The organism is Tenacibaculum soleae (assembly GCF_030549005.1).
GTDB classification, from domain to species: Bacteria; Bacteroidota; Bacteroidia; order Flavobacteriales; family Flavobacteriaceae; genus Polaribacter; species Polaribacter soleae.
The window spans coordinates 155,529-181,146 of sequence record NZ_JAUOSW010000005.1; the positions used below are offsets into that span (position 1 = coordinate 155,529).

22 protein-coding genes and 1 other RNA gene are annotated in these 25,618 nt (G+C 29.6%); 7 read left to right on the forward strand and 16 right to left on the reverse strand.

All coding sequences use genetic code 11. The features are described from left to right. From Q4586_RS08875 to Q4586_RS08885, 3 genes are all read right to left on the reverse strand, one after another. Window positions 1-2,325 carry a TonB-dependent receptor gene (locus Q4586_RS08875; protein ID WP_303528485.1) on the reverse strand — a complete coding sequence of 775 codons (2,325 nt, stop codon included), beginning with the start codon at window positions 2,323-2,325 and terminating at the stop codon, window positions 1-3. Between the two features lie 176 nt (window positions 2,326-2,501). Continuing rightward, a complete protein-coding gene (locus tag Q4586_RS08880) occupies window positions 2,502-2,645 on the reverse strand; it encodes a hypothetical protein (protein WP_176714953.1) in 144 nt (47 codons plus the stop codon). A gap of 115 nt (window positions 2,646-2,760) precedes the next feature. After that, window positions 2,761-3,018 (reverse strand): hypothetical protein, encoded by a 258-nt coding sequence (locus tag Q4586_RS08885; protein ID WP_141677653.1) that lies wholly within the window; start codon window positions 3,016-3,018, stop codon window positions 2,761-2,763. A gap of 624 nt (window positions 3,019-3,642) precedes the next feature. Between Q4586_RS08885 and prfA the strand changes: the two genes are divergently transcribed. Next, a complete protein-coding gene (gene prfA, locus Q4586_RS08890; RefSeq protein ID WP_068703320.1) occupies window positions 3,643-4,719 on the forward strand; it encodes a peptide chain release factor 1 in 1,077 nt (358 codons plus the stop codon). A gap of 61 nt (window positions 4,720-4,780) precedes the next feature. Here prfA and ssrA read toward each other — a convergent pair. Next, window positions 4,781-5,174, reverse strand: a transfer-messenger RNA (tmRNA) gene (gene ssrA, locus Q4586_RS08895). Window positions 5,175-5,363: 189 nt separating this feature from the next. On the opposite strand from ssrA, the gene Q4586_RS08900 reads away from it, so the two are divergent. Next, a complete protein-coding gene (locus Q4586_RS08900) occupies window positions 5,364-6,572 on the forward strand; it encodes an NAD(P)-dependent oxidoreductase (RefSeq protein ID WP_068703365.1) in 1,209 nt (402 codons plus the stop codon). Window positions 6,573-6,612: 40 nt separating this feature from the next. Continuing rightward, window positions 6,613-6,834, forward strand: a complete 222-nt coding sequence (locus Q4586_RS08905; protein WP_068703367.1) for a DUF3820 family protein — start codon at window positions 6,613-6,615, stop codon at window positions 6,832-6,834. 79 nt (window positions 6,835-6,913) lie between these two features. Here Q4586_RS08905 and Q4586_RS08910 read toward each other — a convergent pair whose 3' ends face one another. From Q4586_RS08910 to Q4586_RS08930, 5 genes are all read right to left on the reverse strand, one after another. Beyond that, window positions 6,914-7,819 (reverse strand): transporter, encoded by a 906-nt coding sequence (locus Q4586_RS08910; protein WP_303528490.1) that lies wholly within the window; start codon window positions 7,817-7,819, stop codon window positions 6,914-6,916. A 66-nt stretch (window positions 7,820-7,885) separates the two neighbouring features. Continuing rightward, the gene (locus tag Q4586_RS08915) at window positions 7,886-8,245 is read right to left on the reverse strand and encodes a ribosomal maturation YjgA family protein (RefSeq protein WP_068703371.1); all 360 of its coding nucleotides are present in this window, start codon (window positions 8,243-8,245) and stop codon (window positions 7,886-7,888) included. A gap of 69 nt (window positions 8,246-8,314) precedes the next feature. After that, window positions 8,315-9,697, reverse strand: a complete 1,383-nt coding sequence (gene creD / locus Q4586_RS08920; RefSeq protein WP_068703373.1) for a cell envelope integrity protein CreD — start codon at window positions 9,695-9,697, stop codon at window positions 8,315-8,317. 52 nt (window positions 9,698-9,749) lie between these two features. Next, on the reverse strand, window positions 9,750-10,046 hold the full coding sequence (locus Q4586_RS08925; RefSeq protein ID WP_068703375.1) for a winged helix-turn-helix domain-containing protein: 297 nt from the start codon (window positions 10,044-10,046) through the stop codon (window positions 9,750-9,752). 2 nt (window positions 10,047-10,048) lie between these two features. Next, on the reverse strand, window positions 10,049-10,657 hold the full coding sequence (locus Q4586_RS08930) for a hypothetical protein (RefSeq protein WP_068703377.1): 609 nt from the start codon (window positions 10,655-10,657) through the stop codon (window positions 10,049-10,051). A 78-nt stretch (window positions 10,658-10,735) separates the two neighbouring features. On the opposite strand from Q4586_RS08930, the gene Q4586_RS08935 reads away from it, so the two are divergent. Further along, window positions 10,736-11,098 carry a DUF1801 domain-containing protein gene (locus tag Q4586_RS08935; RefSeq protein ID WP_068703379.1) on the forward strand — a complete coding sequence of 121 codons (363 nt, stop codon included), beginning with the start codon at window positions 10,736-10,738 and terminating at the stop codon, window positions 11,096-11,098. Between the two features lie 110 nt (window positions 11,099-11,208). On the opposite strand, the gene Q4586_RS08940 is transcribed toward Q4586_RS08935, so the two are convergent. Continuing rightward, the gene (locus Q4586_RS08940; protein ID WP_303528501.1) at window positions 11,209-12,171 is read right to left on the reverse strand and encodes a transglutaminase domain-containing protein; all 963 of its coding nucleotides are present in this window, start codon (window positions 12,169-12,171) and stop codon (window positions 11,209-11,211) included. 40 nt (window positions 12,172-12,211) lie between these two features. After that, the gene (gene kdsA / locus Q4586_RS08945) at window positions 12,212-13,030 is read right to left on the reverse strand and encodes a 3-deoxy-8-phosphooctulonate synthase (RefSeq protein WP_068703384.1); all 819 of its coding nucleotides are present in this window, start codon (window positions 13,028-13,030) and stop codon (window positions 12,212-12,214) included. Between the two features lie 90 nt (window positions 13,031-13,120). Here kdsA and Q4586_RS08950 point away from each other — a divergent pair, with 90 nt between their 5' ends. Then, window positions 13,121-14,119 carry a M20/M25/M40 family metallo-hydrolase gene (locus Q4586_RS08950; protein WP_303528502.1) on the forward strand — a complete coding sequence of 333 codons (999 nt, stop codon included), beginning with the start codon at window positions 13,121-13,123 and terminating at the stop codon, window positions 14,117-14,119. A gap of 54 nt (window positions 14,120-14,173) precedes the next feature. Further along, window positions 14,174-14,692: a DUF4136 domain-containing protein gene (locus tag Q4586_RS08955; RefSeq protein ID WP_303528503.1), complete on the forward strand. Its 519-nt coding sequence runs from the start codon at window positions 14,174-14,176 to the stop codon at window positions 14,690-14,692. 61 nt (window positions 14,693-14,753) lie between these two features. Here the strand turns inward: Q4586_RS08955 and Q4586_RS08960 are convergent, their stop codons facing one another. Continuing rightward, a complete protein-coding gene (locus Q4586_RS08960; protein WP_303528506.1) occupies window positions 14,754-15,200 on the reverse strand; it encodes a hypothetical protein in 447 nt (148 codons plus the stop codon). Between the two features lie 51 nt (window positions 15,201-15,251). Beyond that, entirely contained in the window at window positions 15,252-21,674 is a 6,423-nt protein-coding gene (locus tag Q4586_RS08965) for an alpha-2-macroglobulin family protein (protein ID WP_303528509.1), read from the reverse strand. 176 nt (window positions 21,675-21,850) lie between these two features. On the opposite strand from Q4586_RS08965, the gene Q4586_RS08970 reads away from it, so the two are divergent. After that, window positions 21,851-23,206 carry a UDP-N-acetylmuramate--L-alanine ligase gene (locus tag Q4586_RS08970; protein WP_303528512.1) on the forward strand — a complete coding sequence of 452 codons (1,356 nt, stop codon included), beginning with the start codon at window positions 21,851-21,853 and terminating at the stop codon, window positions 23,204-23,206. Here the strand turns inward: Q4586_RS08970 and Q4586_RS08975 are convergent. From Q4586_RS08975 to Q4586_RS08985, 3 genes are all read right to left on the reverse strand, one after another. Beyond that, the gene (locus Q4586_RS08975; RefSeq protein ID WP_068703397.1) at window positions 23,199-24,242 is read right to left on the reverse strand and encodes a nucleotidyltransferase domain-containing protein; all 1,044 of its coding nucleotides are present in this window, start codon (window positions 24,240-24,242) and stop codon (window positions 23,199-23,201) included. The genes Q4586_RS08970 and Q4586_RS08975 overlap by 8 nt on opposite strands. Next, a complete protein-coding gene (locus Q4586_RS08980; RefSeq protein ID WP_303528514.1) occupies window positions 24,232-25,338 on the reverse strand; it encodes a phosphoenolpyruvate carboxykinase (ATP) in 1,107 nt (368 codons plus the stop codon). The genes Q4586_RS08975 and Q4586_RS08980 overlap by 11 nt, the downstream gene beginning before the upstream one ends. A gap of 101 nt (window positions 25,339-25,439) precedes the next feature. Continuing rightward, entirely contained in the window at window positions 25,440-25,616 is a 177-nt protein-coding gene (locus Q4586_RS08985; protein ID WP_260584738.1) for a hypothetical protein, read from the reverse strand. Window positions 25,617-25,618: the final 2 nt, after the last annotated feature.

Sequence of the window (25,618 nt, forward strand, 5' to 3'; positions counted from 1 at the left end):
TTATTTAATAAAGGTTCTGAGTGTTATGCTAAATGCCCTTCCTGGACGTTGTGCACTAAAATTGTCGAATACTTTTTTGTCGAAAATATTGGTGATTTCTGAGGTAATCGCCCAATGATTAGAAGGGTGTGAAATAGTTACCCCTAAGTTTTGAGTAAATTGAGAAGGAATTATATTTTTAAAATCTTTATTTCCGTCTACTGCCCAATAAAGGTAAAATTCATTAACGTAGTTAGCAGACCACCAAAATGAAATATTATTTTTTGTACTTAGAAATTTCTTTCTATGATATCGAATCTCTCCATTTCCAAATAAATATGGAGTATTAGGAAGCCTTGCGTTGAAATAACGATTGTTTACTGCTCCTGTAGTACTTTTAGAAGAACGATTTCTTAAATCTTGGTAAGTCGCGTTTGCTTTTATATCAAGAGTTTTGAATGGGCGATAGCGTATTTCTGTATCTATACCTAGAGTACGTGATTTTAGTAAATTTTGATATTGTGCATAAAACTTAGAAGTACGTAGCCAAATAACGTTATTTGTATTTCGGTAAAAAAGATTGGTATCCCAATTAATTTTTTTTGAGTTTAACTGAAAACCTACATTTAAATTATGGCTTTGCTCTGGTTTTAAAAAAGGGTTCGGTTTTACTAATGTGAAATTACCAAAAAGTTCTATTTCATCAGGAAGCCTAGTAGCATATTCGTAAGAAGATTTTACCAGAAATTTCTTAGAGAATCGGTATCTAAGAGATTGCAGAAATCCGAAATTTGTAGCTTTTTGTTCGTTCGGAATATATTTTAGATTCTGAATTGCATAGCCATTAGCATTCATCCAAAAATGCTTTACACCTGTGTAGGTTGTGAAATTTCTTGAAAAATTATGCTCATATGCCAAACCAGTAGCATTTTTTAAAAGACGGGTAGGGTTTGCAAAAAAGTCTTCTCCATAAAACTCGGCAGCAATAGGGTCTTTTCCTATTCTTTTAGACCAAGCTGAAAATATATTTAAGGTAAAATTACCTTTTAGCCATGGACTGTATTTTATATTAATTCTGTTTAGGAAGTTTTGCGATGTGAACTTTAAATTATTTCGCGAAGTAGAAATTTCACCTCCATCTGTTCGTTGACCAAAAACTTTACCATCCCAAGTATAGATATTTAAAGAAGTATCTATAAAATTACTTTTAGTATTGTTATAAGCAGTATACCATTTGATATCAGTATTATTTAGAATTTCTTTTTTTTCATATTCTAAAGATGTACCTATAGTAGCTTCGTCATAAGTAACTTCTCCGTAAGGCTGCGCCATAATTGCATTATGTTGAATATCATCTTTTAGTCCCGAATAACGGATGTTAAAAATGAGGCGGTCAGCATAATTTTTATCATAAACACCAGTGTAAAAGTTTAGTAAATAATTAGAAAAATTATCATGAAAACGTTTAACAGTTGCAGGTTTTGGATTTCCAAATTCATCAGGAATTTCAACATTTACTTTATAATCATTGTCAGAATGATTGTAAAATGAATGCACTCCAAATATCCAATTTTTGTTGGTGTTTACGAATTGACCATTTAGATTTACTTTATGACTATTAAATGAGCCAGCTGAGTAAGAGGCATCGAGGTAATCGGAATATGATTTTCGAGTAATAATATTTACACCACCACCAAGAGCATCAGCTCCTAAGTTAACAGGAACAACGCCTTTATAAACTTCTATTTGGTCTATTAAACTTGCTGGTAATGCATTTAATCCTAAACCTGATCCGAAATAAGATAGTGGAATTCCATCTATAAAAAAGGGTATAGATTTACCAGTCATTCCGTTCACATAAATTTTTGCATTACTACCAAAACCACCTGTTTGCCTAATATTTACTCCAGGAATTTGTTTAACAATATCACTAGTATTTGTATTCCTTTCGCGAAATTTTTTCATCTTTACTATTGATACATTAGCAGTACTTTCTCTTTTTTGTTGAGTTTTTGATTTACTTGTAATGGCTATTTCGTTAAGTTGGTTTTTCTCAGGTATTAATCCAATCTTAATCTTGTTTTCTTTAGAGGTATTCACTTTTATATAGCTAGTTTCAAAACCTATAAAAGAAATTTCTAGTGTGTAATTTGTTTCGGATAATTTATTAAAATAGAAAGCACCATTTTTATTGGTGATGGTTCCTTTGTTTAATTTTAGTATTTGTATATGAGCTCCGGTAAGAGGGATTTCTTTGTCATCTGTAACTATTCCTGTAATACTCTTATTTTGAGAATACACGTAATTATTTACTAGACAGAATAGTATTAGTTTTACAACCTTCATTAAGTTTTTAATATTTAGAACTTCTGTTGTTATAATTTTATTTTTTTAATGACTCCTTGTTCTTGCATTTCTTTTAATACGCCATTTTTTTTTCAGGTAGAGTATATTTATTTAGTAATCTATCAGACTTATCCCATAAGTATTTAGCTTCAGGTAAAAGCCAAAAAGCTTCATCATCATCTTTTTTTAGTAAACAAGCCGATCCATTTTTTACTTATAGATAATATTTCTTGATTTCTGATTAAAAAATTACTTGTTTCTTCTGTTAAATTAAGCATTTCACGTTCTTCATTATAAAGTAAAAAGGTTTTCCTTTTCATAACAATTTTTATTTTGTGTGTGTACAAAAATAGATAAGCGAAATTCTCTCTTAACTGTATTTAGTGTTATTTGTCTTTTAATAAAACTGTATAAATTTTACAATGAAGTTAGGTGTTAGCAAGAAACTCTTATTATTACAAAAGGAGGAGGACGAGAAAATAATTGATTAGCGGCAATAGTATTTGAGATAAGAAAATTATAGTTTCCTGATTTCTTTATTTGAAGACTATATTTAATTGCTTCAAATGTGTAATCTATAATGTTAAGTAAAAGTGTGGGAGTTAGGTTGTGTGAAATGATATAATCACAAGTCGTACAACCTAATGAAGGAGAGGTGTCATCGATATGAGATAGCGTGTGAAGTCCTGCCATTTTCATAGAAATGAAAATAACGAGAAGTAAACAGGTAATGCTATTTTTTAGACGATTACTCTTCATTAAAAAATAATTATGATTTTTAAGTATTTTTTGTCAAAAGTATGAAACTATTTAAGCTAATGCAACTCAGTTGCGTTTAAATAGCTTGCTTGAACAGTGTTAATTTTTAATCTAGTTGATTAATAGGTTTTTACAGTGGAGAATGCCGTGAAATTATATAATTTTAGGTGTGATTTTATAAAGAAAAAAATGTTTTGTTTTTTGATGCTGTGAGGTAGGATTTTTAATGATGATGATACTTCTATTAAGTGTATTTTTCCGAATATAAATAAGAAATCATAGTTTTAATAATAACTAAACAATAAAGTATTTTTGTTTAAAGGATGTTTAATTATCGACAAAATGATAGTAAAACAAGCTATCAAAATGGTAATTATTAACAATGTTGATACAAGAATCTTCATTTTATATTTTAACACAACAAAAAGAATTAATATTAGAGGAAATAAAATTTTAGTTTTCATTGTAGTTAAATAGAATAAAAACAAATTTACTTAAACAAATTTTAAAAATATTTTAGATAAAAAACGTAAATTCGCAAACTAGAAAAGCAAGAAGATGTTAGACAAATTAAGAATTATAAAACAACGTTATGATGAGGTATCGGATTTAATAATCCAACCAGACGTTATAATGGATCAAAAACGTTACGTTAAATTAAGTAAAGAATACAAAGATTTAGGTAAGGTTGTAAAGAGAGGAGATGAATACAAAAGTCTAACAGATGCTATTGAAGAGGCTAAAGAAATTTTAGCTGATGGAAGTGATGCCGAAATGGTAGAAATGGCAAAAATGGAAATGGACGAAGCTAAAGTTCGTATTCCTATATTGGAAGAAGAAATTAAGTTTTTGTTGATTCCGAAAGATCCAGAAGATGGAAAAAATGCAGTAGTTGAGCTACGTGCAGGTACTGGAGGAGATGAAGCTAGTTTATTTGCAGGAGATTTATTTAGAATGTACACAAAATATTGTGAAGGTAGAGGGTGGAAAGTTTCTACAGTAGATTATTCTGAAGGAACCAATGGTGGATTCAAAGAGATCCAATTTGAAGTTTCGGGTGATGATGTGTATGGAACCCTAAAATTTGAAGCAGGCGTACACCGTGTACAGCGTGTACCACAAACCGAAACACAAGGTCGTGTGCACACATCGGCAGCAACTTGTATGGTTTTTCCAGAAGCAGAAGAATTTGATGTAGAAATAAACCCTAAAGATGTGCGTATTGATTTTTTCTGTTCTTCAGGTCCAGGAGGTCAGTCAGTAAATACTACTTATTCTGCGGTGCGTTTAACACATATTCCAACAGGATTAGTAGCGCAATGTCAAGATCAAAAATCACAGCATAAAAATAAAGAAAAAGCCTTTAAAGTATTACGTTCTCGTTTATACGATTTGGAATTAGCAAAAAAGCAAGCCGAAGATGCAGCAAGAAGAGGTACTATGGTAACTTCAGGAGATCGTTCTGCAAAAATTAGAACCTATAACTATCCGCAAGGTCGTGTAACAGATCATAGAATTGGTTTAACATTATACGATTTATCTAACATTGTAAATGGTGATATTCAAAAAATTATTGATGAATTAATGTTAGCAGAAAATACTTCTAAGCTAAAAGAATTAGGAGAGACTATTTAAATTTATTTTTTTGTTTAAAAATAGATATAAAAAAAGCAACCAGAATAGGTTGCTTTTTTTTTTGTGGAGACGCCGAGAATCGAACTCGGGTCCAAACAAGCAGCTCAAAGGCTTTCTACATACTTAGTTCTTTCTTAATTTTCGACTTATAACTGATTAAGAACAATCTGTTAAAAGCTTATCTTCTTTAGTTTCGAAAACTAGCCAAAGTTTCAAGTTTTCTATGTTTACTTTTACGATGCCCAAAAGTGAAACGCCGTAAACCAAGGCTGTTCGTGGACATAAAGCTTGCACACCTTGTGTGCCTAGGCCAATCCTACTATAATTCGGATTAAGCAGCTAAAGCGTAGTTATCTTCGCCGTTTAAAAAGTTGAAAAAAGTTTAACGAGTAATCTCTTCACTCCTCGGTATGCTTACATTATCACTGACCTTGCTGTCAAAACCAGTCGTCCCCAATATGTTAAAGATTTCAATATTTTCTGGTAAAAAAATAAAAACTAATTACTTTTTATAAAAAAATATGGGCTGCAAATATATGAAAATACTATTTGTACAATACTTTTAAATCAAGTATTTTCGCCTACGCTGTTTTAATTTACAACAATAATAGTTAATTTGTTTAATTTTTATAAAAAAAAGAAGAATGAAATTCGGAATTATAAAAGAACGTAAAAACCCACCAGATAGACGTGTTGTGTTTTCACCAGAAAAATTACAAGAGTTTAAACAACAATTTCCAGAAGCTGAAATAGTTGTAGAAAGTTCTGATATTAGAATTTTTTCAGATGAAGCATATAAAAAAGCAGGTTTTAAAGTTGTAAATGACGTTACTGATTGTGATGTTTTATTAGGCGTAAAAGAAGTTCCTTTAGATGATTTAATTCCAAATAAAAAATATTTCTACTTTAGTCATACGATTAAAAAACAGCCTTACAATCGTAAGCTGTTACAAACAATGTTGGCTAAAAATATTGAAATGTACGACCACGAAACAATTGTTAAAGAAAACGGTGCACGATTAATCGGATTTGGGCGTTATGCAGGTTTGGTAGGGGCTTATAACGGATTTAGAGCAATTGGTTTAAAAGAAAATAGTTTCAAACTACCTAAAGTAGAAACTTTAGTAGATTTAGATGCTGTAAAAGCTGAGTTAGATAAAATTAAACTTCCGAATTTAAAAATTCTTTTAACAGGAACAGGTAAAGTTGCCTACGGAGCTAAGGAAATTTTAGATCATTTAGGGATCAAACAAATTTCTGATGCATTGTATTTAACATCAAAATTTACAGAACCAGTATATTGTATGGCTGATGTAATGGAGTATGCTAAGCGTAAAGATGGTAAAGTAGGCGATAAGTTTGCTTTTTATAAAGACCCTACAGGTTACGAAAGTAATTTTATGCCATACGCGAAGGAAACAGATTTTTTTATTGCGGGGCATTTTTACGGTAATGGTGCTCCTTATTTATTTACAAGAGAAGATGCTAAATCATCAGCGTTTAATATAAGGTATGTGGCAGATATTTCTTGTGATGTAGATGGACCTGTGGCATCAACAATAAAAGCATCTACCATCGCTGATCCTATTTATGGATATGATCCTAAAACAGCAAAAGAAGTTGATTATAAATCTGAACAAGCAATTACAGTAATGGCTGTAGATAATTTGCCTTGTGAATTGCCAAAAGATGCAAGTGAAGGTTTTGGTGAAATGTTTTTAAAACATGTGATCCCTGCCTTTTACAACAATGATAAAGATGGAGTTTTATCAAGAGCGAAGATGACTACTGATAATGGTGAGTTAACTAAGCGATATTCATATTTGCAAGAATATGTAGACGGAAAAGAATAAAAAAATCCCGCTTATGCGGGATTTCTTATAAACATAATTTATGCTACCAGATCAACAATTTTTAATAGATACTGCAAAAATGCGAATGCCTTTTGGTAAATATAAAGGAACCTATTTAGTTGATATACCTGAGTATTATTTAGTATGGTATAAAAACAAAGGGTTTCCAGAAGGTAAATTGGGTAAAATGATGGGGTTGGTTTATGAATTACAACTAAATGGTTTAGACGATGTACTTCGAAAAATTAAATTACACTTTTAAAGTAATTCTTTACATAAAGTTAATAAACAAAAAAAGAGTCTTAAAAAGACTCTTTTTTTGTTTATTAAAAAATGTATAATTACTTTAAAGACACATTGTAAGTTAAACCCGCTGAAAAAGTAGTAGCTTCACCTATGTTTCTACCATCAATTACTTTACCAAAACCTAAACTAACACCCAGCTTTGGAATAATGTTTTTATATACAGTAATTCCAACTCTTTTATAATCTACATTCGTTTGAGGAAAATTACCTGCAAAATCTGAACTTCCAATATCAACACCTTCTTCAGAATTAAAAATATCAGCCCAAGCTTCAACATAAATAAAACTACTTGCGTATCCAATTTTACCTGTGGTTACAAAAGCATTTGGCACCCCAAAATCTTTACCAGGAGTTAAATTATTGTTAGCATCACCTCTAAGATTATAAGAAGCAAAAAGAGTAGAAAAGAAGCCACTATCGGTGTTTAAATGTAAACCAGCAGTTACATCAAATCCGAATGCACCACTACCTAAAGATAAAATACCGTTTGGTTCATACCCTGTAGGAATAACAGCGGTAAATCCTGTTATAATATTTAAGTTTGCTTTTTCAAAATTAATTTTATGAGCATTTAACTTTAAAGCTATTGAAATGTCTTGTAACTCAGAGATAGAGTTTTTTCCATTTACAGGGTCTACAGCTCCTGTTGTATTGTCAGAAGAAATAAAAGGTACGTTTATTACAACTGATAAACGGTCAGTAATACCATATTTAGCATAAAGAGAAATTATGTTTTGGTTGATTTCTCCATGAACAGGAACTTCATCTTTTTTTACATTAGCTACATAAAAAGAATCGTACTTGCTAGTAGAAAAAGAAGTTGTTAAAGATAAATCACCTTTTTTAGATGTAAATCCATCTAATAACCCTTGTGCATTTACGGTAGAATATACAGTTGTTATTGCAAAGACAGATAATGCAATTAATTTTTTTACTTTCATTGTTCTATTAATTTGATTTTAATGTCAGTCGTAATAAAAACCAAAAATTACATAAACAATCTTTGTTTATTTTTTAGTAATCAACTCTATCGTTAACACCACAGTAATACCTAGAGTATAGGCAATTAAATCGTAATAGCTAAAGGTGTTACCAATTATAATATTTGCTATTCTATAATTTTCTAGACCAAGTATTTTAACTAAGTTATAATTTTGTAATATTTCAATACTAAAAGAAAAAATTAAAATTGAGATTGCTAATTTTTTAGATGAAATATTAAAAAAAGATTTTATTAAATAATAAAGAAGTATTACTACTAAAAAATCACCAAAGGTATGTCGTATAAAACCTGATGTTTGTGCAATTAAAATTTCTGTTATAAATAATAGTATAAAAATTATAAAACTGGTTAAATTAAATTTCATAAGCCTTAATTTAAGGCGCAAAACTCCTTGTTTATAAGAAGTTTTACGCTGTTTAATAAATAAAATTAATTAATCGTTTTGCCAATCTATTTTTCTTGAAGTATACATTACAGTTGCTAAAATGGTAAACAAACCAATGCTTCCAACTAATAAAGCGTAGTTTTCTAATTGAATTATTATAAAAATAAAAGCATATAAGGCAGTTAGTGAAAGTGCTATAAAAACTGGAAACTTTATGTTTTTTAAGATAGATTTTGAGTACAAAGAAATTAACATAATAACCGCTATTCCTGAAATTATATAGGCTTTTAAATAACTAGAATGTTCTGATATTGAAATTAATAAAGTGTAAAACATAGTTAAAGCAACACCGATCATTAAGTATTGAAAAGGATGAATGGCAATTTTACTCATGGTTTGAATTAAAAAGAATACTAAAAAAGTTAAGCCAATTACTAAAAAGCCATATTTGGTTGAGCGTTCACTTTTTTGATATTCATCAACAGGAATCATAAAGTTTACTCCAAAAGCATAGTTTTTTAAATTAGGAATTCCGTTAAAAGATTGTTGTGGGAAAGGTCGGTTAATATCTAAAACTTTCCACTTTGCAGAAAAACCATTTTCAGAAATTTTATTAGAATTATAAGGTAAATATTCACCTAAAAAGTTTGCTGTTTTCCAATTAGAATTGATTGTTACATTTGTTTCTTTTCCAATGGGTATAAAACGGATTTGTTTACTACCATTAATATTTATATTTAACTCAAAATCAACATCTTTTTCTAAAGGAATATCATTTTTAATTATAACATTGCTCTCTAATTTATGTAAATTAAGTGAGTTATTATAAATGTTATTCGTGTTATTGTTTTTATATTTTGATGTAAAAGAATAGGTACTTTTATTTAAAGCTATTTCAACTAAACTATTAACACCTTTTAGGTTAGAGGTTTCAATAATAAGCCTTACTTTGTCCCAAATAATAGCCTCTTTTTGTATATCAATTTCACCAAAATCAGGCTGCGTAAAACTTCCTGAAATATTAATATTACTTTTATAAACAGCTGTTTTATAAATGCCGCGTTTTTTTTCTTCTGGATTTATAGTTGATTTTATCGCTAATTTTTTAGGAAAAAAGTACCCATACTTTATTTCTTCAACCATTTCGGTTTGTATTTCTTTTGTTTTTTGATTTACGATTGATTTTTTATGATACGTTTTATAAGGAACCTTCATAATTGGCCCATAAAGCAATACTTCTTTTCCCCATTTTTTATTAATTTCTTGTACAACTTCTTGTTGCCTATTCATGCGTTCATTAATGATGTTTTTAATAAACGATAATGGAATTAATAGTATCAATATTAAAAAACCAACCATTAACATTCTAGCAGTTATTGATGTTTTAACCCATTTTCCAAATTTTCCGTTTTGTTTGTTTGTTACTTCCATAGTTTATTTATTAAAAGAACTTTGAATTTCAAAGTTGTTGTGTAAAAAAATATCATTTGTTTTTAATTAGCTTTTCTAAAGCTTCGATGTGTTTTTTAAATTCTTGTTTACCTAGATCTGTTGCATAGTATCTTGTGTTTGGTTTTTTACCTATAAATTGTTTTTCTATTCTAATAAATTCAACTTTTTCTAAAGCTTTGGTGTGGCTGGCTAAATTACCATCTGTAGCACCTAATAACTCTTTTAAGGTTGTAAATTCGGCATATTCATTTACCATAAGAACCGACATGATTCCTAGCCGTATTCTATGATCAAATGCTTTATTGATATGTAAAATAATATTTTTCAAAATTATTTTTTATCGTATTTAAAATACATTAAAGTTCCGTAAACAATATGCATAACACCAAAGCCTAAAACCCAAAACCAAAAGCCATAACCTATAAAATACGAGGCTAGTAATCCTAAAATTATTTCGATATAACCTAAATATTTAATATCTCCATAGGTATGTTTTGAGGCATTTATTAATGATAATCCGTAAAATAATAGCATTAATCCTCCGGTTTGCCCGTAACGCCCTTGGCTTAATATGATAATAATATAAATACCGCCTGCAATTAGAGGAATAAGAAAACTGGTTAATAACCGTTTAGTTGTGGCATCCCAAATTTTAACGTTATTTTTTGTAGCTTTTTTTGTGGTTAAAAAAACAGCCGTACCAATACTTGCGGTTAATACCAATAATAAGTCTGTTAAGGCAAGTTTAAAAACCCAACCATCTAACAATAATTTTCCTTGCGAGTGATTGTTTACCAGCCAATATGCATAGCCAGCACCAATAAGTGCATAAATACCGGCCATAATACCTGATAATCCGCTTAAAGAAATAAATCGAGAGGATTTATTCATTAAGTTTTTAATTTCTGATATGTCTTTTAAATAATTTTCTGAACTCATTTTTAAAGAACTTTGAAATACAAAGTAAATGGTTTTATATTTTACTGGCAAGTAAAATATTTAATTTATTTTTATAGGATGAAACCAGCTGAACAATATATCTTAAAACAAGCAGAGCCGTTACGGTCAATTTTATTACATCTTCAAGTTTTGATTGAAGTAAATTTTTTAGGTGTTGAGCTATTATATAAATGGAAACTTCCTTTTTATTATTTAAAAGGCAAGCCGCTATGTTATTTTAACGCGACTAAAAAAGGTTATGTTGATGTTGGTTTTTATTCTAAAACTACTTTAAACAACTACAATGAATTTCTGGTAACTGAAAAAAGAAAGGCTGTTAAATCGTTACGCTTTTCTAATTTAGAAGAGATAAATGAAGAAGTATTAAGAGCTGTTTTGTTAGAAGCGTATAAAATTAGGCAAGGGAAAAGTACATTGTAAAACAAACAAAACTTAAAGTAAGGCTTAGCCCCGATTGTAGCATTTGTTTGAGCTCCTCGCAGAGAGCGAGTGCGAAAAGCGGGAAATAGCTTCGTAAAAAAAGTAATGTTTTAATATTGTTTGATTAAAAAATCTAACATTACTTGTTGGTTAATAATTAGATGTAATTTTTTGCTTCTTTTTGGAGGGATGATACTTATTGTGGTACTATTTTTAGTGATTGTAATTTTAGGTTTTTTAGCATAGTTAGAGTTTGAAAAGCCGCAATAAATAGGTTGATTTGCGTTTAAATTTTTTAAGGTAATGTTAATAGGAGTGCCTTTTTTTACTTGTAATATTCCGTTAGTTGGTTTGAGTAGTTTGTAGCCTTTTTTTAAAAAATTAGTGGCGTATATTGGTTGTTTAAAAAAGGTAGTTAAAGATATTTTTTTGATATCAGGTTGCCAAGATGCGTTTTCAGGATAGTGTGTTAATAGGTGTTTTTGTTTAGGGATGTTAAAAAAGTAATCGTTAAAGTTGCGTTCCCATTTTCCGTTTATAACAAATCCGGCAGCCCATGTAGCATCAATATAAAGCCATTTATTGTTTAATTTTACAGCATTCCAAGCATGATTTGTTTGTGTTTTTATTTTGCCAATGTCATTTGATGAATTACGAACATAACCTTTTATAACTTGGTTTTGTATTTTTAACAACGAGCATATTTTGGCAAAAGCTTGAGCGTAACCTTCACAAACACCTTTTCTTTTTAACATGGTTTCAGTAGCAATATTATTTTTAATAGCGCTAATTTTAGCTTGTTTGTCAGCTTCGTTTTTATAAGAAAACCGAATTCTTTTTTGTTTTGGATTGTAAAATTCGTTTAAATCATAACGAATATTAAAGGAAAGCCAAGAAAATATCGCTCGAACTTTATCTTGATCAGAATTAAAATCTATCGCAATTTTATGTGCTAATTTTTCTGCCGTAATTTTTTTAGGATAGGCTTTTACTTTGGAGTCAACAAGAGTAAAGTTTTGGGCAGTTACTGATGCAAAACTTAGGAGTAAAAAAAAGAAATAAAGTTGTTTCATAGTAAGGATTTAAAACAACTTTATTTATCAAATATTGTGCCTATAAGTTATTTATTGTTTTACGAATGGTAACTAAATTTGTTAGTAGGTTTTCTAAATAATCAAGATGCAACATATTTGCTCCGTCAGATTTTGCATTGGCAGGATCAAAATGAGTTTCAATAAATAAACCATCTACATTATTTACCACACCAGCTCTTGCTATGGTTTCAATCATATCTGGTCTACCACCTGTAACTCCGCTAGATTGATTTGGTTGCTGTAATGAGTGTGTTACATCTAAAACGGTAGGTGCGTATTGGCGCATGGTAGGAATTCCTCTAAAATCAACAATCATGTCCTGGTAGCCAAACATGGTTCCACGATCGGTTATCCATGCTTTTTCATTGCCAGCATCATGTACTTTTTTAACGGCATGTTGCATTGCCTCTGGACTCATAAATTGCCCTTTTTTTAAATTTATAACTTTACCTGTTTTAGCGGCAGCAACTACTAAATCGGTTTGACGTACTAAAAAAGCAGGTATTTGTAATACATCAACATATTCAGCAGCTTTAATTGCATCCGAAACTTCATGAATATCGGTTACGGTTGGTACATTAAAAGTTTCAGAAACTTTACGTAATATTTTTAGTGCTTTTTCATCACCAATTCCTGTAAAACTATCAATTCTACTACGGTTTGCTTTTTTAAAACTTCCTTTAAAAATATAAGGAATTTCTAATTTATCAGTAATAGAAATAACTTTTTCAGCAATACGCATTGCCATGTCTTCGCTTTCAATTGCGCAAGGGCCAGCTAAAAGAAAAAAGTTGTTAGCTTTAGTGTGTTTTATATTCGGAATAAGTTGTAAGTCCATCATTGTAAATTTTCAACAAAATTAAGAAATTAAATTGGCTATATTTAGCCTTTTAAATTAAATACAAATTAATACTATAAATAGCATCAAATGAAAAAAATACTATATATATCAGCAATTGTAACAACATTGATGTTGTCATGTAAAGCTGTAAAAAATGAGGAGCAAAAAATAGCTGTAACAACCAATAGTGTAGCAAAAAATGTAATAGTGAGTGATGTGAATATTGATTCTACACTTGTTAAAAAGCATTTATATACCTTGGCTTCTGATGAAATGGGTGGTAGAAAACCAGGTACAGCAGGTATTGAAAAAGCAGCGAAGTATATTGAGAATGAATTTGAAAAAATAGGCTTAAAAAAGTACAACTCGTTACCAACGTATCGTCAAAATTTTGAATACAAGAGGATTAAAATGTTTAATGTAATAGGTGTTTTAGAAGGGAAAAGCAAAAAAGATGAATATGTTGTTATTTCGGCGCATTACGATCATTTAGGAACTAAAAAAGAGGGTACTGGCGATTTGATTTTTAATGGAGCAAATGATGATGCTTCAGGAGTAACGGGAGTTTTAGCATTGGCTAAATACTTTAAAAATAAAGGACAAAATGAACGAACTATTGTTTTTGTAGCTTTTACAGCCGAAGAAATGGGCTTGGTAGGATCTACACATTTTGGAAAAGGAATTGACGCGAGTAAATTTATTGCCGGAATTAATTTAGAAATGATTGGAAAAACTCCAAGTTTTGGCCCAAACACGGCTTGGTTAACTGGTTTCGAACGTTCTGATTTTGGTAAAATTATTCAAAAAAACTTAATAGGAACAGGATATCAATTATTTCCAGATCCGTATAAAAAGTTTAATTTATTTTTTAGATCAGATAATGCTTCTTTGGCACGTTTAGGGGTACCTTCTCATACATTTTCTACAACGCCAATTGATGTAGATAAAGATTATCATAAAGTATCTGACGAAGCAGAAACGTTAAATATGACAGTAATTACTGAAACTATAAAAGCAGTAGCAAAAGGTACTGAGAGTATTATTAATGGTAAAGATACGCCTAGTAGAGTAACTCTTAAAAAGTAATTTTTGTATCTTTACTAAGGTATGATTATTGATATAAATGTATAAAATTTTATTATGAAACAAATAAAGTACTTATTATTAATTGTTCTTTTGGGTTGTTCATCTGCTAAAGTAGCCTATGATTACGATAGTCAAACAAATTTTACAGCCTATAAAACATTTAATTTTTTTGGGGATGCTGGTAAAGGTTTAAATGAGTTAGATGTAAAAAGAATTACAAATGAAATAACAAAAGGACTACAACAAAAAGGAATGACTTTATCTGAAAATCCTGATATATACGTTAATATTATATCAAATAAAAATACGTCAACCAAAAGAAATCGAATAGGAATTGGATTAGGCTCAGGAGGTAGAAATGTTGGTTTTGGTATTTCAGGAGGAATTCCTATTGAAAGCAAAAGAATAAATGAAGAATTAATTATTGATTTTGTTGCGAGTAAAAATGATGAATTATTATGGCAAGGAGTATTAAATGGCGAAATAAAAGAAAGAAGTTCGCCTCAAGAAAAGAAACTACATTATAAAAAAGTAATTGAAAAAATATTAATGAATTATCCTCCTAAACAGTAAATTTAAAAGCATAAAAAAACCTCCATTTAATGGAGGTTTTTTTATGCTAATATTTTCGTTTTTAAAACTGGTAACGAATCCCTAACCCAAAATCAGAATTAAAGCCATCATAATAATCGCTAAAACCAATTTCTGGTCTAAAGTCTAAAGAAATCATTAAAGGAATATCAAAGTTGTATTCGATACCTACAGTCCCTGCAGCAAAAATAGCGCTGTTACCACTAGCAGAAATTAATCCTCCACCTGCACCAGCAAACCAGTTAAATTGGTTGTCTAATTTATAAACCCATTGGTAAAGTCCAGTAGCTTTAAACGCACTACCTTTTCTAAAACCTAAATCGATTTCTAAACGATTAACGTTGCTTAATTTTCTTTGGTATGAAATTTCTCCACCAAAACCGCTGTTGTCACCAAAACGAATACCAATTGCATTTTTAGAAACTTCTTGTGCGTTTGCTGATAAAATTGAAATGGTTATAAAGCCAATAAATAAAATTAGTTTTTTCATAAATGTTAATTAAATTATTTAAAAAAGATATTTTTTAAGTAAGCTACAAACTTACTTAATTATTAATGATTTTCCTTTTGAATGACTGTTAAATTCAGGAGCATACATATTTTGAATGGTTGTAATGCCATTGCTGAAATTTCCTTTATTATTTGCGCGTACATCATATTCAAAAACATAAACTCCTTTAGGTAAACGATCAAAAAAGAAATTTGTTGCCGCATCTTTGGTTGCTTGATAATAACCTAAGCCATCTTGCCATTTGTATTGCGAAAGTACATTTATTGGTTCTACACCAGACGCTCTCATGTCTTTCATGTGAATAAATTCCATATCTCTGTCAGAGCGAAGTTCAATTCTTACCGTAATTAAATCGCCAACTTTTAAATTTGTTTTAGTAGTAACTTCAACAAGTTCTTTACCTGTATCCGAATTTACTTTTTTAAACAGTTTTTTCTTTATTTTTAGCGGAGTCTCAGCGGTTGTAATTTTATCTAAATCTTCAAAGTATTGCCAATATAAACCTCCCCAAGCAATACCTTTTCCTTTTTTAGAAATCGTTACTTCTGCCATGTCGGATTTAATTTCTTCTTTATTCCATGAAGTTTTAAAGTACCCAGTTCCTGCTTCTACTTTTACGTTTTCTAGTTTAGCAGGTTCAATTTTTTGATTTCCGATTTTAAGATCAACCATATCTGTAATAGAAAGCCAATCGTTTCCTTGTAATAATAATGCATATACAGCCTCGGTGGTTGCTTTGGTTGTTTGCCAACGATTGGTTTGTTTATTTTTAAGCAGCCAAATTTTTAAATTATCAATAGTTTTGGTGTTGTTTTCAATTTCAGAAAATGCTTCTATTAATAATGCTTGTGTTTCAATAGGGGCTTCGTAATTATAATATCCTGCAACGTTTGCTTTCCAGTACATACCTAATTCATCAGAAGTAATACTATTTTCTTTTAAAGATTTGATAATTTTTGTTGAAATAGATTGATTATCAGCTCTAAATTGAATTAAAGCTATTTGCCCTTTAGCGTATAAATTATAAGCATTCCAATAAATAGCAGTTTGATTTTTATAATATTTAATTGCGCTTTTAGTCGCGTTTGAAAATGTAATTTCAGGGTGAAAACTACGCATGTATAAATACTGAATCGTAAAATAATTTAAATGATTTTTCTTTAGATATTCTTCATATTTAACAACGCCTTTTGTGGCTTTTATTTTTGCAGCTTGTTTTAATAAATCACTGTATTGTACTACAATTTCTTGATCTAAAAATCGAATTGCTTTTTGAAGCATTTCATTTGTTGAAGCATCAAAATTTTTAATACCTAATTTTTTTAAATGACCAAATCCACTAACAATGTGTTGCGTAATATATGTATTGGCATAATCACTTCCTTTAAACCAAGGAAAACCACCAGTATTCAATTGCATGTTTCTTAGTTTATGGACGCTTTTTTGTTGCTCGTTCTTCATTTTGTTTAAATCAAATAACAGGGCAATACGCTTTTTTTGTTCGGTTTCAGATTGTGCATCACGCAACCAAGGAGTTTCTTGAATAATCAATGATTTTAATTCCTGATTTTTTTCTAAGTTACTTACTAAAGCATCCGAAGATTTCCATTGTTTAAAAACTTCTTGAATCCTTGGATTTGAATTTGCTATATGACTCGCCAATGTATTTGCATAATAACGTGTAAAAGTTTGCTCGCTACATTCATATGGATATTCCATTAAATACGGTAACGCTTGCACAGCATACCAAGCCGGGTTTGATGTAACTTCTAATGTTAATTTGTGATGTTTTAAACTTGTTGAGGTATTGTTTTTTAGTTTATCTAACGTAAATGTTTTTGTTTGATTAGAGCGTACCCACATTGGCAGCGTTTCAGTAACCAACATTCGGTTAGATAAAACAGGTAAAACATTTTGTTCTCCATCAGAAAAATCGCCAGCCTTGGCTATAATTTTATATTGAACTGCTTGTACAGTTTCTGGAATGGTTAAATTCCAAGAAACATTTGTATTTCCGTTTGTATCAACTTTAAAAGATTGATTTTTTGTTGTGTTTTCTAACAGATGAATTTCTTTACCTGTAATAGCATCCGTTAAAATTAATTGAGATATCCCTCGCAGATTTTTATCTGACAGATTCGAAATTTTGGCACTCAATGTTATTTTATCACCTTCTCTTAAAAATCGTGGAGCATTTGGTGTAATCATTAACTCTTTTTGAGTTACCGTTGTTAACGTTTTTACAACAGATTGTGCTTTTTTAGTGTGTGCTAATAATTGTAATTTCCATTTGGTTAACGCTTCGGGAGTTGTAAAACTAAACGTAATATTTCCTTTTTTATCCGTAGTTAAATGTGGGAAGAAGAAAGCAGTTTCTTGTAAGTTTTTACGAATTTGAATTCCTTTTAAGGAAGTTTTTTCTTGTTTTTCTTGAACGTTTTTAGGTGATTTTTCTTCAGATTCATCAGCTTCATTATTTTCAATATTTAATCCAGATACTTTTCCAGAAATAGCCTTACGGGCTGTGCCTGTAAATGCTTTTTTCGGACTAGTTCCATATCCCATAACAACAACTTCATCTAAAGTATTACTATTATTAATCATCAAAATATTAAGGTTTGAAAAATCCCCAATAACTTTTTCAATAGTTTGCATACCAACAAAACTTAAAACCAAAATATCTCCTTTTTTAGCTTTGATTGTAAAATCGCCATCAAAATCTGTTTCAGTACCTTCTGTATTTCCTTTTATTGTAATAGTTACGCCAGGTAAAGGACCCGATTCATCAGAAACAATACCTTTTATTGTTCCTGAGTATTTTCCAGAAGTTTTAATTTTATCTCTTAGTTTTAATTTTTTCAGGTATCTTTCATTTGTCCAACTATGATTATTTAAACTAAATCCAAACCAGTTAAATTGATCGTATTGTTGAGGTTGATAACGGTTATTCGAATAACTACGGTTATAAACTCTAAAACTATTATTACCAAAACTTTGGTGTGCGTTTGCGGTATTTCCGTACGAGTAATAATTAGATGTTGTTATAGGATTGAATTGCCAGTTATGCGGTTTAAACTCATCTAAAGAAGCATCGTACATACTTGCCAAAACTTCGGCAGTTACTTTGTTTCTTTTATCATTTTTAATGGTGAAACTCCATTTTTCATTAACGCCCGGTTGTAGCTTATCTCTAAAAGTAGTGGTTTCAATGGAAATAAGTTCTTCCTTTTTAGGAACCGAAATATTAAGTAGACCATTGCTAAAAGAATTATAATTTACAAAGTAGTATTTAACAGCAAAGCCGCCAATATCTTCTTTTTTTACAGGGATTTCAATAGATTTTTTGTTATTGTTTAAATGAACTAATTGAGTATTTACAATTTTATGATTTTTTTCAATTTGAACAACCACGGTAATATCTTTTGATGCAGAAGCAAGTTCTAAAGAAACCATATCGTTTACCGAATAATTAGTTTTATTCGTTTTTATAAAAAATAAATTATTGTCAGCAATTTTTTCCTCTCGAGTACTAGTAACGATGAAATGAGCTTTGTCGGTTACTTGTTGATTAAATTTATCTTGTGTTGTTAAAACGGCAACGTATTTACCTGAAGTCCAACTTTTGATATCTTTAAAAATAAGTTCTTTCGATTTTTTAGTATCAAACTCTTTCTCAAAAAACAATTTCCCTTTTTTCCAAGAAGTTTCATTTTGTTCTTCCTTTGTATAAGCATCATGCGGAAATAATTTTCTAAACTCATCTTCTGGAATATCTTGATAATCGGGAGTATTCCATGGTCTTTTTCGTAACGGATTTTTAGGAGCTTGCAGCTTGTAAATTTTTACAGTTCCGTTAGCAGTCACAAACTCGTTATTTAAGTTTGCGGTGTTGATTTTTATTACATGCTGTTTCTCGTCTTTATCAATAATCGAATTTATTTGTAAAGAAGCCGTTAATGCATGATAACCTACTTTTACAATGGTGGTAGCACTTCGTGTTTCGCCATTAATATCGGTAACATCAGCCGTAATTTCATAATTAAAAATGGGTAAACCTTCTTTAGAAACACTTTCATCTGGAAGTGATTTAAATTTGATAGCAAAATTACCTGCTGCATCGGTAATGCTTTCTCCGTGGGTAATTTCTTGCGCTTCAGACGCTGAATTTGGTCTGCGCCAATACCACCAATTAGGATATTGTACTTTTCTATGTACTCGATATACCACTTTAGCATCGGTAATATTTGCTCCAGAAAAAGCTTTTGCAAATCCGTTTACAGTAATACTATCATTCAGTTTAAAAGTTTCGGTAACTGGTTTAAAATCGGTTTCAAATTTCGATCGCTTGTATTCTTCTACCGAAATAGTAGTAATGTAATCATCTCTTTCAAAATCGAAATCGATAGTATCGTAAAAAGTACTTTCTTTTTTCTCACTTTCATCAATGTCAAAAGAATATTCGCCAGTTAAACCGTTATTAGGTAATACGATTTCCCCTGAAGCAGAACCGAATTCATTTAGTTTTAGATCTAACTTTTTAATTTCTTGTCCGTTTACATCATTTAAAGTGATTTCAACATACTCATTAGTGAAAGGAGTAGATTTATTGTCCTTTTTTTGAATGAAAATAGTTTTAAAATGCACTGTTTGTCCGGGGCGATAAATACTTCTATCAGTAAAAATAAATGGTTTTATTTTGATGCTTTCTTCTTGTTCTTTTATTGCTGATTCTTGATGTTTATATAAATAGTAGTTGCCAAAAATAGCACTGTCATTTTTAGTTGTAACAGTAATATATAAGTTATAATAAGTTTGATTACTTTTAAAAGAAGCAAATCCGTTTTCATCAGTAGTTAATTTCTGATTGATGTTTTTTCTGTTTCGATACTCTTTATTTTTTAGTAAAAGTTGCGCGTTTTTAATCGGTTTACCTGTATTTCTATCAACTACTTGGTAGGTTTTTATGTTGTTATCTGTACTTTCAATTAATGCTAAATTACTTACCTGAATATTGGCAGTAGCAAACAAGTCAGTTTTATTTAAAGTTTCGTTTTCATGGGCAACAATTAAATAATTTCCTTGTGCAAGTTTTGGAACAACAACTTCAGTTGTGTGAGATAAATAATCTAATTCATTTCTTAACTTGGTATTCCAAGATGTTGTTATTGTTAGCTTTTTTATAAAGTTGACGCGCTCTTCTTCTTTATAAATAGTATTTAATTTTTCAACCTGATCTCTACTAATTTTATAAGTTGTAAAATATAGCGTATCAATATTATTGTAAGTAAGTAATAAACGAGAAGCAGTATTTATAGGGCTAAATTTTTCTGTTAAAACAGTAAGTTTTTTTGTGGTGATTTGTTGTTTTAAGGCTTCGCATTTTTTAGCACCAACACTTTTAGGAAACTGTGTAATTACACGATTGCAAATAACAAGGGCTTCTTTGTTTTTAAAATGAAATGCTTCATTTTTAGTAAATTGATATGTGTGTGCCTGTTGATTATAAGTTTTTGCAATTTTATAACTATACAATCCAGCTACTTCGTGCTTATTATAGTTGTTTTCAGCTGATTTTAATGTTTGTAAAAGCAACTGCTCTTTATTATTAAGAGTAGCATGTTGATTCACAAAATTTAATCGTTCTAAATCTACCGTAGCCAAAGCTTTTAAATTGTTGTTTTTTAAATGAAAACTTAGTAGTTCTTGATAAATTTTCAACGCATTTAGTTGAAGTGAAATAGCATCTTTTGAAGTTAAGTTGATAGTAGAAAAACGACCTGCATCACTTATCAATTTAGGACTGTCAATTTTAAATTGATACGCAGGTTTTGTAATGTTTGTTTCAGATGTTTTATAAAACTTTAGCGCATTATGTGCTAAGAAATCAAATAGGGTAGGACGGTATTTTTTAGAGTTTTTTGCTGTATGTAAAATATCACTAAATTCATAGATGTCAGCTTGTTGTAAAAGTAATCCGTTGGCTAATGATTTTTGATAATAACTGTGAATTTCGGCAAATAAAGTATCTAAATCCCAAGTTCTAAAATCATTTTCATCTATTTTATTGGATGTTTTGGTGCGTTGATAAAATTTCCATCTGTTTTGATTAAAGTATTGCCAATACAAATTGGCTAAAACATTTTCTAATATGTTTTTTGTAGGGAAACTACTTTTATCAATCTGTTCTTTAAATTGATTGATAATTTTTAATTGCGCGTCTTCTTCTAAAGTTAACGAAAACTTACTTTTATAAAACAATGCTTTAATAATTTGTGGAGAATTCTTAGTTGCTTCCGCTTTAGCGTAAATAATATTTACAACTTTTAATGCAGATTTTGGAAGATTGTCTTTTTCAAATTTCTGAACTTCATCCCAAAGATTCTTATAATTATCTTGTGCATTTACAAGAGATGAAAATAAAATTAGTAACAAAAAAGGAGTGAATTTTTTCATAACAGTATTCGTTTTATACCTTCAAAGGACTTAAATAATTATAAATAAGACAACCAAAACTTTGTGAAATTAGTATTTGAATGCGTGAATATAACTTTTCAATGAGTTTCGATTTAAAGATACTTAAATTATAACTTGGTTTTGTATTTTTGCTTTATACTAGAGATACCTAAAACATGAAAATTCATTTTATAGCCATCGGTGGTAGTGCAATGCACAATTTAGCAATTGCTTTACACCAAAAAGGATACCAAATTACAGGAAGTGATGATACAATTCACGATCCTTCAAAATCTCGTTTATCAAAACATGGATTGTTGCCTGAGGAATCTGGTTGGTTTCCAGAAAAAATCACCAATGATTTAGATGCGATTGTTTTAGGAATGCATGCAAAAAAAGACAATGCTGAATTGTTAAAAGCACAGGAGTTAGGAGTGAAAATTTATTCATATCCAGAGTTTTTATACGAGCAATCTAAAGACAAAACACGTGTTGTTATTGGTGGTTCTCACGGTAAAACTACTATTACCTCTATGATTTTACACGTGTTAAATTATCATGAAAGAGAGGTTGATTATATGGTAGGAGCACAGTTAGACGGTTTTGACACCATGGTACATTTAACTGAAAAAAATGAATTTATTGTTTTAGAAGGTGATGAGTATTTAAGTTCTCCGATAGACATGCGCCCAAAATTTCATTTATACAAGCCAAATATTGCGTTGTTAAGCGGAATTGCATGGGATCATATTAATGTATTTCCTACTTTTGATAATTATGTAGAACAGTTTCAAATATTTAACGATTCGCTTACTAATGGCGGAATTATGGTGTATAATGAAGAGGATACAGTTTTAAAAGAGGTTGTTGAAAATTCAAATCATCCAATAAAAAAATATCCATACAAAACACCAAATTATTTTATAGATAACGGAATTACGTATATCGATACTCCTGATGGAGATTTACCTTTAGAAATTTTTGGTGATCATAATCTTCAGAATTTAGCAGGAGCAAAGTGGATTTGCCAACACATGGGAATTGATGAAGATGAATTTTACGAAGCAATCGCTAGTTTTAAAGGAGCTAGTAAGCGATTAGAAAAAATTGCAGAAAATAAAACATCGGTAGTTTTTAAAGATTTTGCACACAGTCCGAGTAAAGTAGCGGCAACAACTACAGCTGTAAAAAAACAATATTCAGAAAGAACCGTTTTAGCTTGTTTAGAGTTACATACCTATTCTAGTTTGAACGCTGAGTTTTTAGCAGAATATAAGGGTGCTTTAGATGAGGCGGACAAAGCAGTAGTTTTTTATTCACCACACGCAGTAAAAATTAAACAATTAGAAGAGGTTACAGCGCAGCAAATAGCCAATGCTTTTAAACGTGATGATTTGATTATCTATACGAATCCAACTGAGTTTAAAGAGTTTTTATTCAATCAGAATTTAGAAAATACCGCTTTGTTATTAATGAGTTCTGGTAACTATGGAGGTTTGGATTTTGATGAGGTAAAGAAGTTTATTAATTAAATAAACGTTTCAATAAGTATATTCTATATTCTCTTATATAAAAAGATTTTGAAAACAAAGAGATACGATGGATATATAAAAAGTAATATTCCAATGATTTCATATATTTTGAATGTTTTTTTGGATTATCAATAAAAAACAATTGTTTTTTTAAGAATTTTTTAGTTTTATTAGTTTTTTGATAATTTAAAGAAGTTGGCGAATTAAAGAAATAATTTGTACTTGCGATAAAGTTATCAAAGTAATATTTTTTTGAATATTTAAAATTAGATATAACATCTTTAGAAGATGTATTTTCTGATTGTAAGTATAGGTCATATGAATTTCTAAAAGAAATATTTTTATTCCATTGGCCTTTATCATTAATTTGTTTGTTAAAACAGGTCATCAATACTTGGTTTTTATTTGAAAGTACTGTAATGTTTTTTACTTTTTTTAAAGTACTCTTAACATAGTTGTAATTAAAAATATTGTTATTTGTCATTTTGTAATGCACTTCAATAGCTCCTGTTTTATCCTTTTTCACTAATCTTGGATAATGTCTATTAAAAATAGTTCTGTCAATGCTTGGTTTACTTATGTATTTTTCTTCTTTTAAAATTGATAAAGTTAATTTAATATCTTTTTCATCAATTAAAAAATCAATATCGCCCACCATACGTTCAGCTATATCATCATACAAACCATCTAATAAATTTCCAGTTCCTTTTAAAAAAATAGGCGTGATGTTATTTTTTAAGAGTATTTCATTTATTTCTTTGGCTTCGGTTATAATTTGCTGATTTCTTTCGCGATTTAAATCCGTAATATGCTGCATGTACTCAACTAAATCCTTTGGTAAATAATGTAAAAATCCGACACGTTTTAAATTACAGTATAAAGCAGGAAAAACATAATGTGACGTGCTAACTTTAACAACAGGATCCCAATCAATATTATTTAGTTTTAATTCTTTTTCAATCAACTCTCGGTTATGTTTTTCATGAGTAATTGTTAAGCATTTACCAATAAATAATAAGGTGTCTTTATAATTCATCGTTAAAAATTTTTGAAACAGTTGTTATCATTTTCGAATTATTAGAATACGTAAGTTGATAACAAGGTAGGTTTGAAAACCAGTTTAAGAAAATTTCAACATTTTCTTGTATTGGTGATAACCAAGAGTCAGGTACTAACTGCTCAAAGGCACTAATATTAGATATTTTATCAATAATTAAGTCACTACCTTTTTGGTATTTAATAAAAACGAGTGCTTTACAGTTTTTCTTTTGTTTATAGTTTGTGTTGTTTGTAGGTAAATATCTAACAACTTTATTTAATCTTTTAAAGTGGTATTCAGCAGAATTTTGTAGTTCAGGATAAATAGGAAGTAAAGTAGTTAAGCTATTTTTTTTAATTGAAATAGCAGAAGGAAAACTATAAATTTCTTGTTTTTTAGCATCAACAGGAACAAAATCATCTGCTAAACAAGTAAACCCATTTGCTTGTAATAAAGCTAAAGAAGTACTTTTTCCATTACCAGAATCTCCTAAAAAAAGCATAGAATTTTTACCATTACTAATAGCTGAAGCATGAAAAACACCTAACCATTGATTTTCTGGTTTGTGATGGATTAGTTCTGTGATTTTCATTGAGAATTTCCCTTGAAAATAATGGACATTATTTAAAGTCCATGTTCCGATAACATTGTTGTTTATAGCAAAGCAAATGTGCTTTTTATCACTATACACTTCAAAATGATGTGTTATTTTTTTATTTATATTACCTTCTAAGTATGCAAATTTTGGGTGTACTAATGAGTATTCATATTCAGATAAATAATGTACTTTGAAAGTAATATCATTTACTTGATAAAACTTTTCGTATTCGAATTTTTTTGGTTTTAAAATAGGAGGTAAATCACGTTTAGTTGAGTTTTGGGAATTTAGTAAACTGTTTATGTCTGCGATTAAGTTTTCTATTTCTTGGAGAGGTATATTTATTTTATTGCTAATTTTAGTTATAATGGTTTGTTTATCAATATTTTTATGTAGTAAAGAAAGTGTTTCAGCAACTAAAGGTTCAACAACAATATATTCGTTTGAATCTTTAAACCAAATAATATTTTTATTTTCTATTTTTTTAATAATCATATTAGTAAATATATAAAAAAGGAAGAATTTTTTATACTCCTATTTAATTTAGTTAAATAATAAACCCTCGAAATTTTCGAGGGTTTATTTATTAGAAATAATTAAAAATTTCCGCCAGGAGTTCCTGGGCCCGGACTTTGCGCTTGTGCTTTTTGAGGGTTTAAAATCATATAAGTTCCAATGGCTGTTAAAGCAGCATACTTACTATAACCACCTATTTTTTTTAGCGCCTCTTTTCTTGATATATTTTCGGTGTTGTTTTTTGTTTGTTTTTTCATGA

What these genes read in the sequence shown, in the direction of transcription:
- Q4586_RS08875 (WP_303528485.1), bottom strand. Translation starts at nt 2,325, where the DNA reads ATGAAGGTTGTAAAACTAATACTATTCTGTCTAGTAAATAATTACGTG.
- Q4586_RS08880 (WP_176714953.1), bottom strand. Translation starts at nt 2,645, where the DNA reads ATGAAAAGGAAAACCTTTTTACTTTATAATGAAGAACGTGAAATGCTT.
- Q4586_RS08885 (WP_141677653.1), bottom strand. Translation starts at nt 3,018, where the DNA reads ATGGCAGGACTTCACACGCTATCTCATATCGATGACACCTCTCCTTCA.
- prfA (WP_068703320.1), top strand. Translation starts at nt 3,643, where the DNA reads ATGTTAGACAAATTAAGAATTATAAAACAACGTTATGATGAGGTATCG.
- Q4586_RS08900 (WP_068703365.1), top strand. Translation starts at nt 5,364, where the DNA reads ATGAAATTCGGAATTATAAAAGAACGTAAAAACCCACCAGATAGACGT.
- Q4586_RS08905 (WP_068703367.1), top strand. Translation starts at nt 6,613, where the DNA reads ATGCTACCAGATCAACAATTTTTAATAGATACTGCAAAAATGCGAATG.
- Q4586_RS08910 (WP_303528490.1), bottom strand. Translation starts at nt 7,819, where the DNA reads ATGAAAGTAAAAAAATTAATTGCATTATCTGTCTTTGCAATAACAACT.
- Q4586_RS08915 (WP_068703371.1), bottom strand. Translation starts at nt 8,245, where the DNA reads ATGAAATTTAATTTAACCAGTTTTATAATTTTTATACTATTATTTATA.
- creD (WP_068703373.1), bottom strand. Translation starts at nt 9,697, where the DNA reads ATGGAAGTAACAAACAAACAAAACGGAAAATTTGGAAAATGGGTTAAA.
- Q4586_RS08930 (WP_068703377.1), bottom strand. Translation starts at nt 10,657, where the DNA reads ATGAGTTCAGAAAATTATTTAAAAGACATATCAGAAATTAAAAACTTA.
- Q4586_RS08935 (WP_068703379.1), top strand. Translation starts at nt 10,736, where the DNA reads ATGAAACCAGCTGAACAATATATCTTAAAACAAGCAGAGCCGTTACGG.
- Q4586_RS08940 (WP_303528501.1), bottom strand. Translation starts at nt 12,171, where the DNA reads ATGAAACAACTTTATTTCTTTTTTTTACTCCTAAGTTTTGCATCAGTA.
- kdsA (WP_068703384.1), bottom strand. Translation starts at nt 13,030, where the DNA reads ATGGACTTACAACTTATTCCGAATATAAAACACACTAAAGCTAACAAC.
- Q4586_RS08950 (WP_303528502.1), top strand. Translation starts at nt 13,121, where the DNA reads ATGAAAAAAATACTATATATATCAGCAATTGTAACAACATTGATGTTG.
- Q4586_RS08955 (WP_303528503.1), top strand. Translation starts at nt 14,174, where the DNA reads ATGAAACAAATAAAGTACTTATTATTAATTGTTCTTTTGGGTTGTTCA.
- Q4586_RS08960 (WP_303528506.1), bottom strand. Translation starts at nt 15,200, where the DNA reads ATGAAAAAACTAATTTTATTTATTGGCTTTATAACCATTTCAATTTTA.
- Q4586_RS08965 (WP_303528509.1), bottom strand. Translation starts at nt 21,674, where the DNA reads ATGAAAAAATTCACTCCTTTTTTGTTACTAATTTTATTTTCATCTCTT.
- Q4586_RS08970 (WP_303528512.1), top strand. Translation starts at nt 21,851, where the DNA reads ATGAAAATTCATTTTATAGCCATCGGTGGTAGTGCAATGCACAATTTA.
- Q4586_RS08975 (WP_068703397.1), bottom strand. Translation starts at nt 24,242, where the DNA reads ATGAATTATAAAGACACCTTATTATTTATTGGTAAATGCTTAACAATT.
- Q4586_RS08980 (WP_303528514.1), bottom strand. Translation starts at nt 25,338, where the DNA reads ATGATTATTAAAAAAATAGAAAATAAAAATATTATTTGGTTTAAAGAT.
- Q4586_RS08985 (WP_260584738.1), bottom strand. Translation starts at nt 25,616, where the DNA reads ATGAAAAAACAAACAAAAAACAACACCGAAAATATATCAAGAAAAGAG.